The following is a 17,130-nucleotide window of genomic DNA, read 5'->3' on the forward strand; positions in this document are numbered from 1 at the left end:
CTTAAGTAATGATTTGCCGGTTTTCAGCAGCCGGATTGAGTTGTCTATCAAGCTGCTGAAGCAAATCCTGCAACAGTTGATGCATTGTAGTATAGGCTTCGGGCGCAGTCTTGCCTTGCTGGCAGGCGTTGATCACCGCCTGAAATGCCTCTGCGGGCTGCGAATAGCCCAGAATCAGCAGGCTGCCCTTCATTCTATGGGCCGCATCTTTCAGAGTTTCCCTATCTTCCACGGCGTAAGCCTGAGCCGCGCGCTGCTGGTCGACCCGCAGGGTGTGAAGCAGCGTCTCGCGCAACTTCTCAATTAGCCTCGGGTCGTGATTGCCCGTCAGGGCCAAACGCTCGCCAATATCTTGAAATAGCGAGCTATTGCTGGGAAGCAGTTGGCGGATATCCTCCAGTAAAATCGGCTTGGTTAGGCAGTGCGGGACTTTAAGCTGTTGTAGAGGCAGGCGGGTGAACTCCTGCACATCCGCCGAGCAGAGCACGATTTGGCTGGCAGCAAGCTGTGGATGCTGGCGCTCGCGGCGGCGGATCAGCTTGGTCAGCAGCACGCCGTCGGGGCGCGGCATGTTGTAGTCAATAAACAGCAGTTCAAATGGGCGCTCGACGTGCGCCCGCAACAGCGCACGGCCATCATCAAACAGGGTCGCGGTGATGCCCAATGCCGAGAGCTGGCGCTGCATCAGTAGCAGATTGGTCGGGTGGTCATCAATCACCGCCACGCGAAGCTGGCTCAGGCTGGGAGCCGAAGGCGCTGGCGGCGGGGCGAGAGTTGGCTCGTGGGTTTCTGCCGCCGGAAGCATCACCCGCACCTCAGTTCCCGCATCCGCACGCGAGAGCAGTTCAATCTTGCCGGACATCTTATCGACAATCTCTTTGCACACCGACAGGCCCAGCCCGCTGCCCTGAACCGAGAAGCGCTGGGCACCTTTGGCGCGGTAATAGGGATGGAAAAGCAGTTCGGCCTCGTCGGGATCAATGCCGCACCCGGTATCCAGCACGCGAATATCCAGCTCATCCTGCTGCCAGCGCACCTCAACCCGGATTTCCCCTTCCGCCGTAAATTTGATCGCATTGCCAATCAGGTTATTCATCACCTGCATCAATCGGTCGGGATCAATAAGCCATCTGGCGGGCAGAGAGGAGAGGGCGATGACCTGAAAATCGACCCGTTTCTTACCCATTAGCGGCGGATAAAGGCGGCTGAGCTGGGCAATCCACTCAGTAGGCGACATCGGCTTGGGTGCCAGCGTCAGAATGCCGCTGTCGAGGCGGGCGTGGTCCTGAAGGTCATTCAGCAGGTTCATCAGCGACGACGCGGAGCTGTAAATCACCGGCAGATTTTCGCTGGTGGCGGGCTGGCGCTGAAGTTCCAGTTCGAGCAGGCCGAGAATGGCGTGCATCGGCGTGCGCAGTTCGTGGCTCAGCGTGGCGAGGAATTGGCTCTTGCTGCGGTTTGCCTCCTCCGCCTGCTGGCGCGCCAGTTCAATCATCTGCCTTTCCTGTTGCTCTTTGCGCTGCTCGCGGCGCTGTAGCCACTGGCGGCGCGCGAGGATCACCAGCAGCACCGCGACGACGCTGGCAAGCAGGCCGAGGAGCCACGTAGTTTGCGGCGGCATGCGATTGTCATTGACCGCATCAATCACATTGCGGCGATCGCTGGTCCAGTCATCGCGCAGCGATTGCAGCGTCTGCGGCGGGATCTGCTGTAGGCTTTTGTCCAAAATTGACAGCAGCAGCGGAGAGGCCGCGTCGACGCCAAAGGAGATGGGGTAGGAGATATTATTGGCGGCGAAAGCCAGCTTTATCTGGCCGGAATAGCGCGAAAGCGAGATGAAGTTGGCCGAAACAATATTATCGATCAGCGCGTCGATTTGCCCATTAGCCAGAGCGTCATACAGGGTTTGGGTATCGTCGAAGGCGATTTGCTGGACGTCCGCGGGAAGCAGAGACGCGGCGAGATCCCCGCGCATGACGCCAATCCTTTTACCAGCCAGATTCTGCCACGTGGAGACACCTTCGCTGCTTTGGCGGACATACACGCCCCACAGCGAGCGATGGAAAGGCATGCTGCTGAGGTAGTTCTCGCGCGAATTCGCCGACAGTGGCAGCACCGCGCGGAACAGCGCCTGCCCCTGACGCACCTGAGCATCGGCGCGCTGCGGGTTGCTTCCCCAAACTGGTTCGAACTTCAGCCCGGTGTTTTGCGCGATGATGTTGAGAATATCCACCACGTAGCCGTGCGGCAGCCCGTCGGATCCGCGATAAACGAAGGGATAATTGTTCTCCGTCGCGGCATAGTTGACCTGCGGATGTTGATGAACCCACTCTTGTTCCATCGCCGTCAGCGAGGCATTTCCGGCGTCCAAATAGCTAGGGATCGGCTTATTCCAGCGGCCTTGCAGGGTGTTCATCACCTCCATCGGCGTGGTGGTGATGGTCTGGTTGAGCACCTCGAGCAGGGCCGGGTTTCTACTGACGAAAACAAAGGAGAGGTTGCCAAAATCCAGCGCGCTTTCAATGCGATAGATTTGGCCGAGTTGCAGCTGATCCAAAATGAAACTGGCGCTGGCCTCATCGGCAATCAGGTAATCACTTTTGCCATTAAGCAGGGAGTAAATAGCCTGCAGGTTGTTGTCGAACAGGTGGACGTCAGGGGTTAATTTTCTAATACGATCAAAAGCCTGCATGCCGGTCATCTTACTAATGGCGATTTGGGCGTCGTGGGAATTGACCATGACCTGACGGCCGTTTTGCCGGTTGCGCAGGACACGCAGCGGGCTGACGTAATAAGGTTTTGACGCCCACATCCCCGAAGGCAGGGCGTTTAGCGGGATGCCATAAAACAGGTCGATCTCCCCCTGAGCCAGCGCGCTCTGCAAAGCGGGCAGGGAAGGGTAGCCGCGCAGGTCCAGTGTGATACCTAATGCCTGCTGGACATAGCTCAGATAGTCGGCATTTAGCCCATAAAAATCATTGTTGATCAAAATGTTGTAGGGGCTTGTATTGTCGCTGAGAATGCCAATGCGCAGCGTTTTTCCGCGCCACGGATTGTTGACCCCGTTGAGTAAAACGTCGGTGGGCAGGCTGAGATTATTCATTAAGTGCAGGGTGGTCGGCGCAGCCTGAAGGGGAGAAGTCAGCAGCAAAAACAGCGTCAGCCACAGGCCGTGAAGAGCCTTTCTCACTGCTGTAACTCTTTATAAACGGCTGCCAGCTCGAACAGGTTCTTGGCGCCGGTTTTACGCAGAATAGTATTTTTATGGGTGCTGACGGTTTTATTGCTGATGTTGAGCATGTCGGCAATTTGCACGTTCGACAGCCCCTGCGACAGCAATCCGATGACCTGCAACTCTTTCGGCGTCAACGCCAGCGTCTCTTCCACCTCTTCTTGCAGGCAAGGGTTGATGAAGTCGGGGAAACTGCGCTCGCCCTGACTCAGCGCGTCAATGGCGGCGATAAGCTGCGGCATCGGCTGGCCCTTGCTGACAAAGCCGCTGGCTCCGGCGTTAAAGGCCAGGCGAGCGTAAACCTCTTCCTCCTGAGCAGTGTAAATCAGCACGGTGAGGTCGGGATAATGGCGCAGCATGCGGCGCATAAGCTGTAAACCGTCCACCTGCGGCAAGCCAATATCCAGCACCACGAGGGCAAATTGCTCCTCCGCCAGAGACGCCATCGCCTGAACGTCGTCCGAGACGCTGGTCATCTGCCATGAAAAATTCGATTTTTGCAGGGCAGCTTCCAGGGCAACCTGAACTAAGGGATGATCGTCAACGAGGAGCAAGGCTGGCATAAAATACGTTCACTGCATGTGGCCAAAAGGACTTTCAGCATAACCGAAGCCGGATCGCTTGCAAACGCCGATAAAAAAGGGAGCCGAGGCTCCCTTTGGGCGGTTAACGAGGTAATTGACTGACGAAATCTTTGCTTTCCGTCATAACACCTTAGTTACCGGTGGCTTTAGATTGGTTGGTACCCGGAACCTGGTCTGGGCAGCGGCCGTCTTTACACATGGCCTTTTTGTGATCTACCGATTTTTTGTGTGCTTCGCTGTGTTTCTTGGTCGTGTCTTTGTGCGCTTTGTCTTTGTGCACTTCATTCACGGGTTGGTCAGTAGTGTTGATTTTGCTGTTATCAACATTGTTCGGGGCAATTTTCTGGATTGAACCCGGGTCGTTCGCCTGATTCGCCGCACCATTGTTAGAGCCTGAATCTTCTGCAAAGGCTGCACCCGTACCCATCGCCATTGAAGCAGCAAATACCATCATAATGATCTTCTTCATACCTGACTCTCCATCTCATGGTTGTGAATATTCATTTGTCGTAGGGCTGTACAAAAAACGCCATATCTAAAGATTAGCTTAAGTTAGACAGGTCGAAGGATTATTGAGACTAATCGCAATAGCCATACTGGCTTAAAGTGCATTTACACCAGCTGACATTGCAGCTAGATTGGATGCGTTCAGCATTCTGCTACGCCTTTATTTTGAAATACCCATTGGAACAGCTATGACCTATCAAAACGACGACTTACGCATCAAAGACATTAAGGAACTTTTGCCGCCTGTAGCCCTGTTAGAGAAATTTCCCGCTACCGATAAAGCCGCAAAAACGGTATCTCAGGCACGTAATGCCATTCATAAGATACTGAAAGGGAACGATGATCGTTTACTCGTCGTTATTGGTCCTTGTTCGATTAACGATCCCAAAGCCGCGAAAGAATACGCTGCACGTTTACTCAGCCTGCGCGAAGAACTGCGCGGTGACCTGGAAATCGTGATGCGCGTTTACTTCGAAAAACCGCGTACCACCGTGGGCTGGAAGGGTCTAATCAACGACCCACACATGAACAACAGCTTCCAGATTAATGATGGTTTGCGCATCGCGCGTAAATTGTTGCTGGATATTAATGACACTGGCCTGCCGGCTGCTGGTGAGTTCCTCGATATGATCACGCCGCAATATTTAGCGGATTTGATGAGTTGGGGTGCAATTGGCGCGCGTACTACTGAATCTCAGGTACACCGCGAGCTGGCGTCTGGCCTGTCTTGCCCGGTGGGCTTCAAAAACGGCACCGACGGCACCATCAAAGTGGCCATCGACGCTATCAACGCGGCGGGCGCGCCACACTGCTTCCTGTCGGTCACCAAATGGGGCCACTCGGCGATTGTCAGCACTAGCGGCAACAACGACTGCCATATCATCCTGCGTGGCGGCAAAGAGCCAAACTATAGCGCTGACGATGTGAAAGCCGTGAAAGAAGGCCTGAAAAAAGGCGGACTGCCAGCCCAAATCATGATCGACTTCAGCCACGCCAACAGCAGCAAACAGTACAAAAAGCAGATGGAAGTCTGTACTGACGTTTGCGGCCAACTGGCAAACGGCGAACAGTCGATTATTGGCGTGATGGTTGAAAGCCACTTGGTGGAAGGCAACCAGAGCCTCGACAGCGGCGAACCACTGGTTTACGGCAAAAGCGTCACCGACGGCTGCATTGGTTGGGAAGACACTCAGGTGCTGCTGCGCCAGCTGGCGGATGCAGTGAAAGCGCGTCGCGGTTAAGTTTTAATACGCCGCTCGCTGAAAAGCAGACATAAAAAACGGGGCCGATTGGCCCCGTTTTGCTATCTGAAGTTTAGCCGAGGCTAATTACTTCGCTTTACCTTGGTTAGCAACGGCCGCGGCTTTCGCTGCGATTTCGTCTGCATCACCTAAGTAGTAGCGTTTGATAGGTTTGAAGTTTTCGTCGAATTCGTAAACCAATGGAACACCGGTAGGGATGTTCAGTTCCAGAATTTCGTCTTCGCTCAGGTCATCAAGATATTTAACCAGCGCACGCAGGGAGTTACCGTGAGCCGCAACGATCACGCGCTCGCCGCTTTCAATGCGTGGTTTGATAACGTCAGTCCAGTAAGGGATAACGCGATCGATGGTCAGAGCCAGACTTTCAGTGGTTGGCAGCTCTTCAGGGCGCAGTTTTGCGTAACGCGGGTCGTGCCCTGGGAAACGCTCATCGCTCTTGTCTAATTCTGGTGGGGTTACCGCGAAGCCGCGACGCCACTGTTTAACTTGCTCGTCGCCATATTTAGCGGCGGTTTCAGCTTTATCCAGACCCTGCAACGCGCCGTAGTGACGTTCGTTCAGTTTCCAGGATTTCTCAACCGGCAGCCAAGGCTGGTCCAGTTGATCTAATACGTTCCACAGCGTGTGGATAGCGCGCTTCAGCACGGAGGTGTAGGCGAAATCGAACTGGAAGCCTTCGTCTTTCAGCAGTTTACCCGCAGCTTTAGCTTCTTTCTGCCCTTTCTCGGACAGGTCAACGTCGTACCAACCGGTAAAGCGGTTTTCTTGGTTCCACTGGCTTTCGCCGTGTCTTACCAGAACCAGCTTGGTTACAGCCATAGCTAAACTCCTCAATTAACTGAATATTCAATGATAACTGTTATCATTATAGGGTCTGTGCGCCGCAGACGGCAATCTGATTGTTGCATCTCATGCTGCCTGCGGCGCGCATTGGTCACTCACCATAGCGAATTTAAGAGTTCAGTTCAGCCGCTTAGCCTGCTTTTTTCAGGCACGTGCTCATGAACGTCTTACGAGCATCACCTTTCAGCTCTTTTTTGGCTGCGTCGGCATTACAGGTTTTCATCTTGTTTTGTTGATCGGTCAACTTCTGATCCGGCTTGGTTTCAGCCTTCAAACAGTGGCTCATAAAGGTCTTACGCTCATCGCCTTTCAGCGACTGCGTGGTGGCCTGTTGATTACAATCAGTCATTTTCTGACGTTGTGCCGTCTGTGCGGCGGAAGGGGCTTTTACAGCATCAGCGGCCAGCGCAGAGCCGCCAATTAACAGCGTAGTAAGCAGAGGTAAAACCACAGATAAACGCATAACGGATTCCTTTTCAGACGTCCCCCTAACGGGACACTCCCTAAGCGTAGATCGGCCTTTGCGCTTTAGCATTAAAAAAGCGTAACAGCTGGCGCAGAAAGTGATGAAAAGGGGAGAGAGCGCAAAGAAAACAGGGCCTTGCGGCCCTGAGTGTGGAATCAATCTGGCGCTTTATAATGCGAAAAATTGATAAACCGTCTGCGAACGGTAGCCCTGGCCGGGTTTTATCCAGCAGCTAGGCTGTGGCCATTCAGGGTGATTCGGACTGTCGGGCAGAAACTCGGTTTCCAGCGCCACGCCCTGATAGTTTTCATATTCCCCGCCTGAGCGATTCGGCGTACCGCGCAGGAAATTGCCGGTGTAGACCTGTAGCGCCGGGGCTGAGGTAAACAGGCTCATTTTAACCTTGCCGTCGGCTGACCATAGGTGCGCCGCCGGATGCTCCGCGCTGTTACAGGTGCGATTGAGCAACCACGCGTGGTCATAGCCTTTCACTCGCTGCTGCTCGCGATCGCGCAGGAAATCCTCGGCCAGCGTTTTAGGCGCGCGGAAATCCAGCCCGGTGTGCTCGACAGGGATCAGATCAGCACTGGGAATGCCGTCACTGTCGACCGGCAAGAAACGCTCGGCGAACAGTTGCAGCTTCTGTTTGCGCGCATCGTGACCTTCGCCATCCAGATTGAAATAGGCGTGGTTGGTGAGGTTAATCGGGCAGAGTTTGTCGACCGTCGCCTGATAGCGAATTTCCAGACGATGATCGTCAGTAAGGCGATAGTGAACCTCCGCCGTCATATTGCCCGGATAACCCTGATCGCCATCGGCGGAGAGCAGTTGGAAGCTCACCGCCTGCGCGCTGCGTGACAGTAGCGTCCAGCGCCGCGCGTGGAAGCCCTCAGGGCCGCCGTGCAGCTGGTTTTCACCCTGATTTGGCACCAGCGCATAAGTTTGCCCGTCAATCGTCAGCTGCGATTTGGCGATGCGATTAGCGTAGCGGCCAACGGTGGCACCCAGATAGGCACTTTGATTGACATAGCCCTGCGGTGATTCGCAGCCCAGCAGCAGCTCGCGCTTGCTGCCATCGGCGAGAGGGAATTCCAGCGAAAGCCAAGTCGCGCCCCAATCCATGAACGTGGCGGTGGTGCCCGCCGCATTCTGCAGGGTGATCAGCTCGAACGGGTCGCCGTCCGGTGCCAACGGGGTGTTTTCCGGTTTTAGCATACGCCCGCTCCCTGAGAAGCGGTGCAGACGTAAAACGTCTCTTTCAGCCCGGTTTGCTCAGGGTATTCACGGGCCACCGCGCTGCGCACGTCGTCAACCAAAGATTCAGGGATAAGCGCCACGATACAGCCGCCGAAGCCGCCGCCGGTCATGCGCACGCCGCCCTGATCGCCAATCACGTTTTTCACGATGTCGACCAACTTATCGATTGGCGGAACGGTAATTTCGAAGTCGTCACGCATGGAGGCGTGGGACTCGGCCATCAGCTGGCCCATTTTCTTCAAATCACCGGCGGCCAGGGCATCTGCCGCCGCCAAGGTGCGAGCGTTTTCGGAAATCACATGGCGCGCGCGGCGGGAAACCAGCGGATCCAGCTCGTTAGCCACCACGTCAAACTGCTCTTGTGTCACGTCGCGCAGGGCTTTCACACCAAAGAAGCGGGCGGCGGTTTCGCACTGCTCGCGACGCTGGTTGTATTCGCTATCCACCAGGCCGCGTTTCACATTGGAGTTGATGATCACCACGGCGGCGTTTTTCGGCATCGACACCGCGCGGGTTTCCAGCGAACGGCAGTCAATCAGCAGCGAGTGATCCTGCTTGCCGAGGGCGGAAATCAGCTGATCCATGATCCCGCAGTTACAGCCGACGAACTGGTTCTCGGCTTCCTGACCATTGAGCGCCAGCGCCACGCCGTCCAGCGGCAGGTCATACAGTGATTTCAGCGCCTGACCGACCGCCACTTCCAGCGAGGCCGACGAGCTAAGGCCCGCGCCCTGCGGCACGTTGCCGCTGATCACCATGTCCGCGCCAGAAAAATCTTTGTTGCGCTGCAGCAGGTGTTTCACCACGCCGCGCACATAGTTGGCCCACGGCAGGGTTTTGCTGCTAAGGATTGGATCGTCGAGGGAGAACAGGTCTTCCTGATTGTCGTAATCTGCCGCCACCACGCGGATCTGGCGGTCATTGCGCTGGGCGCAGGCGATCACCGTTTCATAATCAATGGCGCAAGGCAGCACAAAGCCGTCGTTGTAATCGGTGTGCTCGCCAATCAGGTTAACGCGGCCCGGTGCTTTGATCGTGATCGTCGCCGGATAACCGAATTTCTGTTCGAAGATTTCTAACGTTTTATTTTTCAGTTTCATCATTTCACTCCGGCTTCACGATAGTGCACATCACTGACGGCGCGCAGGCGCTCGGCGGCTTGCTCGGCGGTCAGGTCGCGTTGGGTTTCGGCCAGCATTTCGTAGCCAACCATAAATTTACGAACCGACGCCGAACGAAGCAGCGGCGGATAGAAGTGGGCGTGTAGCTGCCAGTGTGCCTGGTCGCCTGCGGTGAACGGCGCACCGTGCCAGCCCATGGAGTAGGGGAAGGAGCACTGGAACAGGTTGTCGTAGCGGCTGGTGAGCTTTTTCAGCGCCAGCGCCAGATCACTGCGCTGGGCGTCGCTCAGCTCGGTGATGCGCTGCACGTGGGCCTTCGGCAACAGTAAGGTTTCAAACGGCCACGCCGCCCAGTAAGGCACCACCGCCAGCCAGTGTTCGGTTTCTACCACGGTGCGGCTGCCATCGGCCTGCTCGCGCTTGGCGTAATCGAGCAACATCGGCGAATCCTGCTGCTCCAGATAGGCGCGCTGCAAACGGTCTTCACGCTCGGCTTCGTTCGGCAGGAAGCTGTTGGCCCAAATTTGGCCGTGCGGATGGGGGTTAGAGCAGCCCATGGCCGCGCCTTTATTCTCAAACACTTGCACCCACGGGTAGGTTTTACCCAAGTCCGCGCTCTGTTCCTGCCAGGTTTTAACCACTTCTTCTAACGCGCTGAGCGACAGCTGCGGCAGGGTTTTACTGTGATCTGGCGAGAAACAGATAACGCGACTGGTGCCGCGCGCGCTCTGGATGCGCATTAACGGATCGTCGCTTTCTGGTGCGAACGGCGTGTCGGGCATCAGGGCGGCAAAGTCGTTCGTAAACACGTGAGTGCCGTGGTAGTCCGGGTTCACATCGCCCGTCACGCGGGTATTGCCCGGACAAAGGAAGCAGTCAGGATCATGCTGTGGCAGCGTCTCCTGCGACGGCGTTTCCTGCTGGCCCTGCCACGGACGTTTCGCCCGGTGCGGGCTGACCAAAATCCATTGGTCAGTCAACGGGTTATAGCGTCGATGTGGATGATCTATCGGGTTGAATTCTGACATGTTAATTCCTTTATTCGGGCAGTGGCGCGATTAGTCTGGATAACCCTGCGGGTTTTTGGACTGCCATAACCAGGTATCGTTAGCCATATCTTCCAGCGTGCGGGTGACGCGCCAGTTCAGCTCATTGGCGGCTTTGTTTGGGTCAGCCCAGTAGGCTGGCAGGTCGCCGTCGCGACGCGGGGCGAAGTGGTACTTCACCGGCTTGCCGCAGGCTTTGCTGAAAGCATTAACCACTTCCAGCACGCTGTGGCCAAAGCCCGCGCCGAGGTTATAAATGTGCACGCCAGCGCGGTTATGCAGGGTTTTCATCGCGGCAATGTGGCCGTCGGCCAGGTCCACTACGTGGATGTAGTCGCGCACGCCGGTGCCGTCTTTGGTCGGGTAATCATTGCCGAAAATTGACAGGGATTCGCGGCGGCCCACGGCGACCTGCGCGATAAACGGCATCAGGTTGTTCGGGATGCCCTGTGGGTCTTCGCCCATCAAACCTGACGGATGCGCACCCACCGGGTTGAAGTAACGCAGTAGGGTGATGCTCCAGTCCGGCTCAGCGCGCTGCACGTCTTGCAGAATTTGTTCCACCATCAGCTTGCTGCGGCCATACGGGCTAGAAGGGTTGCCGGTCGGGAAGTCTTCCACATAAGGCGTCTTCGGCTGGTCGCCGTAAACCGTCGCGGAAGAGCTGAAAATCAGGTTCTTCACGCCCGCGTCGCGCATGGCTTCCACCAACACCAGCGTGCCACTCACGTTATTGTCGTAATAGGCCAGCGGCTTGGCGACGGATTCTCCCACGGCTTTCCAGCCTGCAAAGTGAATTACCGAATGCACGGCGTGCTCGCTGAAAATCTTATCGAGGATGGTGCGATCGCGGATATCGCCCTGATAGAACAGCGGCGTTTTGCCACTCAGCGTAGTGATACGCTCGAGCACGCTGGCTTTGCTGTTATGCAGGTTATCTAAAATGATTGGCGTGTAGCCCGCTGCAATCAATTGCACACAGGTATGACTACCAATGTAACCGCTACCACCCGTAACTAAGACGTACATAATTGCTCCCTGAGAGTCATGTTGAGCTTAAGATACCATGCAGCGAGGCTGAAAAAGGTGATCTATGCTCAAGTTCATGGAATCGCTTACATCACAGTCTAGCACCAGTATCCGCCTTAATACAGCGAGGCGCACAGGCGGGGACAAATCAGGAAGGAAGCACAGGGGGATTGGAGTGTAATCGTTTACACTAGAAGAATTCCCCAAATATCACGACGACTATTTGGGGATTTAGGGCGTTTTTACTTCAAGGCATCGAGCTGGTAGCGGTAGATATTGCCATCCGGCACGAAGGAGAGACGGTGAGTAATGCACTCCGGCGCGTCTTCCGCGTGGTGCGAGACAAACAGCAGTTGGGTGTCGCCCTCGCTAATCAGCACGTCGACAAAACGCCGCACCAGCTGGCGGTTAATCGGGTCCAGCCCTTGCAGCGGCTCGTCGAGGATTAAAAGCGCCGGGTGCTTGACCAACCCGCGAGCTATAAGCGCCAGACGCTGCTGCCCCCACGACAGGCTATGGAATGGCGTGTCGCCCTTGCTGCCGCCCAAGCCCAGCAGCTCCAGCCACTGGTTGGTGAGGAACAGTTGGCGGTCTGATACGGCCTGATAAATGCCGATTGAGTCGAAGAAGCCTGAGGTGATGACGTTGCGCACGCTGGAGCTGACGCGGTAATCCAGATGCAAGCTGCTGCTGACATAGCCGATGTGGCGTTTGATGTCCCAGATGGTTTCGCCAGAGCCGCGACGGCGGCCAAACAGCGTCAGGTCATTGCTGTAGCCCTGCGGGTGGTCGCCGGTGATCAGGCTCAGCAGGGTGGATTTGCCCGCGCCGTTCTCGCCGACGATTTGCCAGTGTTGGCCTTGATCCACCTGCCAACTCAGGCCGTGCAGGATAGGGCGGTCATTATATTCCACCACGCCGTTGCGCAGAATGATCAGCGGGCCGTCGGCCGGGCGGGCGCGCTGTGCCGGGTCTTCCGGCTCAGGCAGCGCCATGCCTTGCAGGTTTTCGCTGTGCGCCAACTGGACCACCAGCGCGTCTGCCATGACTTTCCCGCGCGGGCCAATGGTCGCTAGCGTGCAATCCGCCAGAACGCCCACGTGCTGAACAAAGGCGGGGATGTCGTCAAAACGGTTGAGCACCAGCACCAAGGTCTGCCCCTGTTGGGCAAGCCCGGCCAGTAGCTCGGCTAACTGCGCACGGGCGTTGACGTCCAGCCCGTCGAAAGGCTCGTCCAGCACCAGCAAATCGGGCTGCTGCATCAACACCTGACAGAGCAACGTCTTGCGGGTTTCCCCCGTGGAGAGGTATTTGAAGCGGCGATCGAGCAGCTTGGTAATGCCAAACTGCGCGGCCAAACTGGCGCAGCGCTGCGGGTCTTTCACCTGCTCTTGGATTATCTCGGCGGCGGTGCGGCCAGTGTCGTCTTCGTCCGGGCTGAGCAGGTCGGTGTTATTGCGCTGCCACTCTTCTTCCACCAGCTTCTGTAGCTGTTCGAATGACAGGCGCACGATGTTGTTGAAATCGCTTTGGCTTTCACCTTGCAGCTGGACCAGTTCGCCCGCCAGAGCACGCGCCAGCGCCGATTTCCCACTGCCGTTGGAGCCAACAAAGGCCCAGCTTTCGCCTTGTTGAATGCGTAAATCAGAAAGAGTAAGGGTGCGGGTGTCGCTCAGGCGAAAAACGCCCTGCGAGATATGCAACGAAGCCATGTCTCATCCATAAATTGCAGTGATATTCTTTTCCTAGGGATAATCCCGGAACAAAATGAAGTCAATTGACGATTCTGCAAATTATCAAATCTTATTGTGCAAGATGATGATAAATAAACTCTTTCTAGCATAGGGTGGCTATGATTGCTTTGTCGTCGTCGAATTCAGCAAACACATTCTGGCCCTCGACTAATGACAGTTGTGTAACAGCGGCATTGGGCACCGTGGCGCAGAGAATGTCTCCACCGGCCAGGCGTAGCAGCACTTCGCTACTCTCTTGTCCCTGTTGAATGCTCTGTATCTCGCCGGAGAGAGAGTTATCGGCGTGGGTGGCTTCAGGACTCAGGTTGACCCAAGGCGCTTTTATCAGCACCAACACCTCTTTGCCCGGTGTCAGGGTCAGTCGGTCGGCACTTTGCTCGGTTAGCGCGACGCGAATCCGGGTCTTTTCATCATTGAGCAGCACTTCAATATGCTGCTGGACGGAGAGATGGTCGCGCTCAACCACTTTGCCGAAGAACTGGTTGCGGGCGCTGGTTTGCAGGGAGAAGCGCGAAATGGCGGCCAGCAGGCTGTCGAGAGGCAGGGAGTCATCCTTCAGCACGTCAAAGGCTTTTTGCTGGATTTGTGCCAGCAGATCATAGAGTTGCAACAGCCGCTCACCGTAGCGGGTGATCAGCGCGCCGCCGCCGCCTTTGCCGCCGGTACTGCGTTCAACCAGCACCTCGTCGGCCAGCTGGTTCATTTCATTAATCGCATCCCAAGCACTTTTATAGCTAATGCCCGCCAGCTTGGCGCCCTGACTGATCGAACCCGTCACCTTGATCTGCTTTAAGAGTTCAATTCGACGCGGATCGGCGAACAGCTTCTGCTGTAATTTCAGGGTTAATAAGATTTCAGCTTGCATATGGGGTTCCTTTGAATGCGTTTCAGCTATTGTCGCCTATCCTCTAACTGACATATAGCGGTGTGAAGGCTTTTTGCGGGGCTAAGTTGGTTAAAAGCTAAAGTATTCTGCTGTTATGGCTGCTATTATCGACAACAGTAATGCTTTTAACACCGCCACTTGGGCGCGTGTCGGCCAGTTAAGTGAGGCTATCATGTTAGAACTTTTAGGAAGTTTGGTTTTTGCCGTGGTCATGGTGCCTATCTTCATCGCCGTGATCCTTGGGCTGATTTGGGGATTGGGCGAAGTGTTCAACGTGCTTTCCAATATCGGTCACTCCAAAGAGAGCCGTAATCAGCAGCAACAAGAGCAACAGCATCGTTAAGCTGGTGGCAAGATTCTCTAAAGAACCCGATTTTAACATCGGGTTTTTTTATTCCTTATGTAAACCGCACACCCTTCTGCACCCTTTCTTTCTGTCCCAGATCAAAAACTTTTAAGTTCCTCAAAGCCCTGCCGATAAATCGAATGACAAGACTGTTTTCCACGCTATATTAACGCCTATATAACGATGCGTTCTATCAACGAGGAAACATAAAATGAGTACTTCTTGGGGTAAATTAATCGCCGGTTCCGTGCTGGTGGCGGGCCTGGCAGCTCAGGCCCAGGCTGCGGATAAAGTCACCGTGTTTGCCGCCGCTTCGCTAACTAACGCGATGCAGGACATTGCCGCCCAGTATCAGAAAGAGAAGGGCGTGCAGGTGGTTTCCTCCTTTGCTTCCTCCTCGACGCTGGCTCGCCAGATTGAGCAGGGCGCGCCGGCAGACCTGTTTATTTCTGCCGACCAGCAGTGGATGGATTACAGCATCAGCAAGCAGCAAATTGTTGAAAATACTCGCTATACTCTGCTGGGTAACGAGCTGGTGCTGGTGGCAGCTAAAACCAGTAAAATCGACAACGTCGAGATTGATGACAAAACCCAGTGGACCAAGTTGCTGGGCGATAGCCGTCTGGCGGTGGGCGACCCTGACCACGTCCCGGCGGGCATTTATGCCAAAGAAGCCCTGCAAAAGCTGGGTGCCTGGAGCACCCTTGAGCCGAAACTGGCGCGCGCCAGCGATGTTCGCGGCGCACTGGCCTTGGTCGAACGTGAAGAAGCCCCGCTGGGGATTGTTTATGGCTCAGACGCCATTGCCAGTAAAAAAGTCAAAGTGGTGGGGACCTTCCCGGCATCCAGCCACAAGCCGGTCGAATACCCAATGGCCATTGTTAAAGATCACGAAAAGCCTGTAGTTCGCGCGTTTTATGACTATCTGAAAACGCCGGCGGCCTCAGCCATTTTCAAACAATATGGATTTGCGCCCAAAGAATGATGCTGAGTGAATATGAGTGGCAGGCGGTACTTCTAAGTCTGAAGGTGTCCAGTCTGGCCGTGGTGTGCAGTTTGCCGCTTGGTATTCTGATGGCGTGGGTGTTGGTCCGCTGCCGTTTTCCCGGCAAATCGCTGCTCGACAGTATTATCCATTTGCCGCTGGTGCTGCCGCCAGTGGTGATTGGCTATTTGCTGCTGGTGGTGATGGGGCGGCGCGGCGTGGTGGGCGAATGGCTCTACAATTGGTTCGGCTTTAGCTTTAGCTTCAGTTGGCACGGCGCGGTATTGGCCTCGGCGGTGGTGGCCTTTCCGCTGATGGTGCGCGCTATCCGGCTGGCGCTGGAGGCGGTGGACACCAAGCTGGAGCTGGCCGCCCGCACCCTCGGCGCGTCGCCGTGGCGCGTCTTCTTCACCATCACGCTGCCTCTCTCGGTGCCGGGGATCATCGTCGGCATCGTGCTGGCCTTCGCCCGCTCCCTCGGCGAGTTTGGCGCCACCATCACTTTTGTCTCCAACATTCCCGGCGAAACCCGCACCATCCCACTGGCGATGTACACCCTGATTGAAACACCCGGCGCAGAAGGCGCGGCGGCGCGGCTCTGCGTGCTGGCGATTATTCTGTCACTGGCTTCCTTAATGATTTCCGACTGGCTGGCGAAACGCAGCCGCATTCGGCTGGGGGGCTGATGCTAGAACTCGACTTCAGCCAGCAGCTTGGCGACCTGACCCTTCAGGTGACGCAAAACCTGCCTGCGCAGGGGATCACGGCGATTTTTGGCCTGTCCGGCGCGGGTAAAACCTCACTGATTAACGCCATCGGGGGGCTGACAAAGCCTGAAACCGGGCGCATCGCGCTGAACAATCGGCCACTGTTCGACGCCGACAAAGGTCTCTGCCTGCCGCCGGAAAAACGCCGCATTGGCTATGTATTTCAGGACGCGCGCCTGTTCCCGCACTATCGGGTGCAGGGCAATTTGCAGTACGGCATGGCGCCTTCCATGCGCGGGCAGTTCGACAGCATTGTGGCGCTGCTCGGCATTGGGCCACTGCTCAACCGTTTCCCATTGACGCTGTCCGGTGGCGAAAAACAGCGAGTGGCGATTGGCCGTGCTCTGCTCACCGCCCCTGAAATCTTGTTGATGGACGAGCCGCTGGCCGCGCTGGATTTACCGCGTAAACGCGAGCTGATGCCTTATCTGGAGAGGCTGGCGAAAGAGGTCAATATCCCGATTCTCTATGTCACTCACAGTCTGGATGAGATCCTGCGTCTGGCCGAGAAAGTGCTGGTGCTGGATAACGGCAGCGTGCTGGCGATGGGCGATTTGGAAGAGGTGTGGGCCAGCAATATCATGCGCCCGTGGCTGCCGCGCGAGGAGCAGAGCAGCGTGCTCAACGTCAGCGTGCTGGAGCACCATCCGCGCTATGACATGACCGCCTTGGCTATCGGCGATCAGCGCCTGTGGATAGGCAAAGTTGACGCCGCCGAAGGTACATCAATGCGCGTGCGGGTGAACGCTGCCGACGTCTCGCTGGTGCTGCAACCCACCGCCAACAACAGCAGTATTCGCAACATTCTGCCCGCCAAGGTGCTGGAGTGTCTGGAGATTGGTTCACAGGTGGAAGTGAAGCTGGCCATGGCCGATCATATCATCTGGGCGCGCATCACCCCATGGGCCAGAGACGAGCTGATGATCCGCCCCGGCCAGTGGCTCTACGCGCAGATCAAGAGTGTGTCGCTGAGTCGATAACACCCAGATTGCTTGCAAATTAAGCCAAAGCAGAACATCATTCATCTCAATAATTCAATTTTTTG

General features: G+C 56.0%; 16 protein-coding genes. 5 read left to right on the plus strand and 11 right to left on the minus strand.

Translation table 11 applies throughout. The features are described from left to right. Position 1: 1 nt before the first annotated feature. The 3 genes from ACT3RR_RS01575 to ACT3RR_RS01585 all read right to left on the minus strand — a co-directional run bounded on the left by ACT3RR_RS01575 (position 2) and on the right by ACT3RR_RS01585 (position 4,285). Positions 2–3,190 (minus strand): ATP-binding protein, encoded by a 3,189-nt coding sequence (locus tag ACT3RR_RS01575; RefSeq protein ID WP_496199599.1) that lies wholly within the window; start codon positions 3,188–3,190, stop codon positions 2–4. Next, the gene (locus ACT3RR_RS01580) at positions 3,187–3,795 is read right to left on the minus strand and encodes a response regulator (protein ID WP_496199600.1); all 609 of its coding nucleotides are present in this window, start codon (positions 3,793–3,795) and stop codon (positions 3,187–3,189) included. Before ACT3RR_RS01580 ends, ACT3RR_RS01575 begins: the two co-directional genes overlap by 4 nt. 151 nt (positions 3,796–3,946) lie before the next feature. After that, the gene (locus ACT3RR_RS01585; RefSeq protein WP_396130235.1) at positions 3,947–4,285 is read right to left on the minus strand and encodes a protein YbgS; all 339 of its coding nucleotides are present in this window, start codon (positions 4,283–4,285) and stop codon (positions 3,947–3,949) included. A gap of 226 nt (positions 4,286–4,511) precedes the next feature. Between ACT3RR_RS01585 and aroG the strand changes: the two genes are divergently transcribed. Continuing rightward, the gene (gene aroG, locus ACT3RR_RS01590; RefSeq protein WP_486030390.1) at positions 4,512–5,564 is read left to right on the plus strand and encodes a 3-deoxy-7-phosphoheptulonate synthase AroG; all 1,053 of its coding nucleotides are present in this window, start codon (positions 4,512–4,514) and stop codon (positions 5,562–5,564) included. Positions 5,565–5,651: 87 nt separating this feature from the next. Here the strand turns inward: aroG and gpmA are convergent, their stop codons facing one another. From gpmA to modE, 8 genes are all read right to left on the minus strand, one after another. Continuing rightward, positions 5,652–6,404: a 2,3-diphosphoglycerate-dependent phosphoglycerate mutase gene (gene gpmA, locus ACT3RR_RS01595; RefSeq protein WP_185688281.1), complete on the minus strand. Its 753-nt coding sequence runs from the start codon at positions 6,402–6,404 to the stop codon at positions 5,652–5,654. A 154-nt stretch (positions 6,405–6,558) separates the two neighbouring features. Continuing rightward, complete coding sequence (locus ACT3RR_RS01600; protein ID WP_353501380.1) at positions 6,559–6,891, minus strand: PsiF family protein; 333 nt, start codon at positions 6,889–6,891, stop codon at positions 6,559–6,561. Positions 6,892–7,062: 171 nt separating this feature from the next. Beyond that, positions 7,063–8,109: a galactose-1-epimerase gene (gene galM, locus ACT3RR_RS01605; protein ID WP_496199601.1), complete on the minus strand. Its 1,047-nt coding sequence runs from the start codon at positions 8,107–8,109 to the stop codon at positions 7,063–7,065. Continuing rightward, positions 8,103–9,251, minus strand: a complete 1,149-nt coding sequence (gene galK, locus ACT3RR_RS01610) for a galactokinase (RefSeq protein WP_353503926.1) — start codon at positions 9,249–9,251, stop codon at positions 8,103–8,105. The genes galM and galK overlap by 7 nt, the downstream gene beginning before the upstream one ends. Further along, complete coding sequence (gene galT, locus ACT3RR_RS01615; protein ID WP_185688278.1) at positions 9,251–10,300, minus strand: galactose-1-phosphate uridylyltransferase; 1,050 nt, start codon at positions 10,298–10,300, stop codon at positions 9,251–9,253. Before galT ends, galK begins: the two co-directional genes overlap by 1 nt. A gap of 30 nt (positions 10,301–10,330) precedes the next feature. Continuing rightward, positions 10,331–11,347 carry a UDP-glucose 4-epimerase GalE gene (gene galE, locus ACT3RR_RS01620; RefSeq protein ID WP_353501382.1) on the minus strand — a complete coding sequence of 339 codons (1,017 nt, stop codon included), beginning with the start codon at positions 11,345–11,347 and terminating at the stop codon, positions 10,331–10,333. Positions 11,348–11,589: 242 nt separating this feature from the next. Beyond that, positions 11,590–13,059, minus strand: a complete 1,470-nt coding sequence (modF, locus tag ACT3RR_RS01625; RefSeq protein WP_496199602.1) for a molybdate ABC transporter ATP-binding protein ModF — start codon at positions 13,057–13,059, stop codon at positions 11,590–11,592. Between the two features lie 124 nt (positions 13,060–13,183). Continuing rightward, positions 13,184–13,966 carry a molybdenum-dependent transcriptional regulator gene (modE, locus tag ACT3RR_RS01630; protein WP_496199603.1) on the minus strand — a complete coding sequence of 261 codons (783 nt, stop codon included), beginning with the start codon at positions 13,964–13,966 and terminating at the stop codon, positions 13,184–13,186. 193 nt (positions 13,967–14,159) lie between these two features. On the opposite strand from modE, the gene ACT3RR_RS01635 reads away from it, so the two are divergent. The 4 genes from ACT3RR_RS01635 (at position 14,160) to modC (ending at position 17,065) form a co-directional block, all read left to right on the plus strand. Next, a complete protein-coding gene (locus ACT3RR_RS01635) occupies positions 14,160–14,330 on the plus strand; it encodes an AcrZ family multidrug efflux pump-associated protein (protein WP_396130242.1) in 171 nt (56 codons plus the stop codon). 214 nt (positions 14,331–14,544) lie between these two features. After that, positions 14,545–15,318, plus strand: coding sequence for a molybdate ABC transporter substrate-binding protein (gene modA / locus ACT3RR_RS01640; RefSeq protein ID WP_496199604.1), 774 nt, complete (start codon positions 14,545–14,547; stop codon positions 15,316–15,318). Further along, positions 15,315–16,004 carry a molybdate ABC transporter permease subunit gene (gene modB, locus ACT3RR_RS01645; RefSeq protein ID WP_278880010.1) on the plus strand — a complete coding sequence of 230 codons (690 nt, stop codon included), beginning with the start codon at positions 15,315–15,317 and terminating at the stop codon, positions 16,002–16,004. The genes modA and modB overlap by 4 nt, the downstream gene beginning before the upstream one ends. Then, positions 16,004–17,065, plus strand: a complete 1,062-nt coding sequence (modC, locus tag ACT3RR_RS01650; protein ID WP_496199605.1) for a molybdenum ABC transporter ATP-binding protein ModC — start codon at positions 16,004–16,006, stop codon at positions 17,063–17,065. The genes modB and modC overlap by 1 nt, the downstream gene beginning before the upstream one ends. The last annotated feature ends 65 nt before the right edge of the window (positions 17,066–17,130 follow it).

The organism is Ewingella sp. AOP8-B2-18 (assembly GCF_052376015.1).
Taxonomy (GTDB): domain Bacteria; phylum Pseudomonadota; class Gammaproteobacteria; order Enterobacterales; family Enterobacteriaceae; genus Ewingella; species Ewingella allii.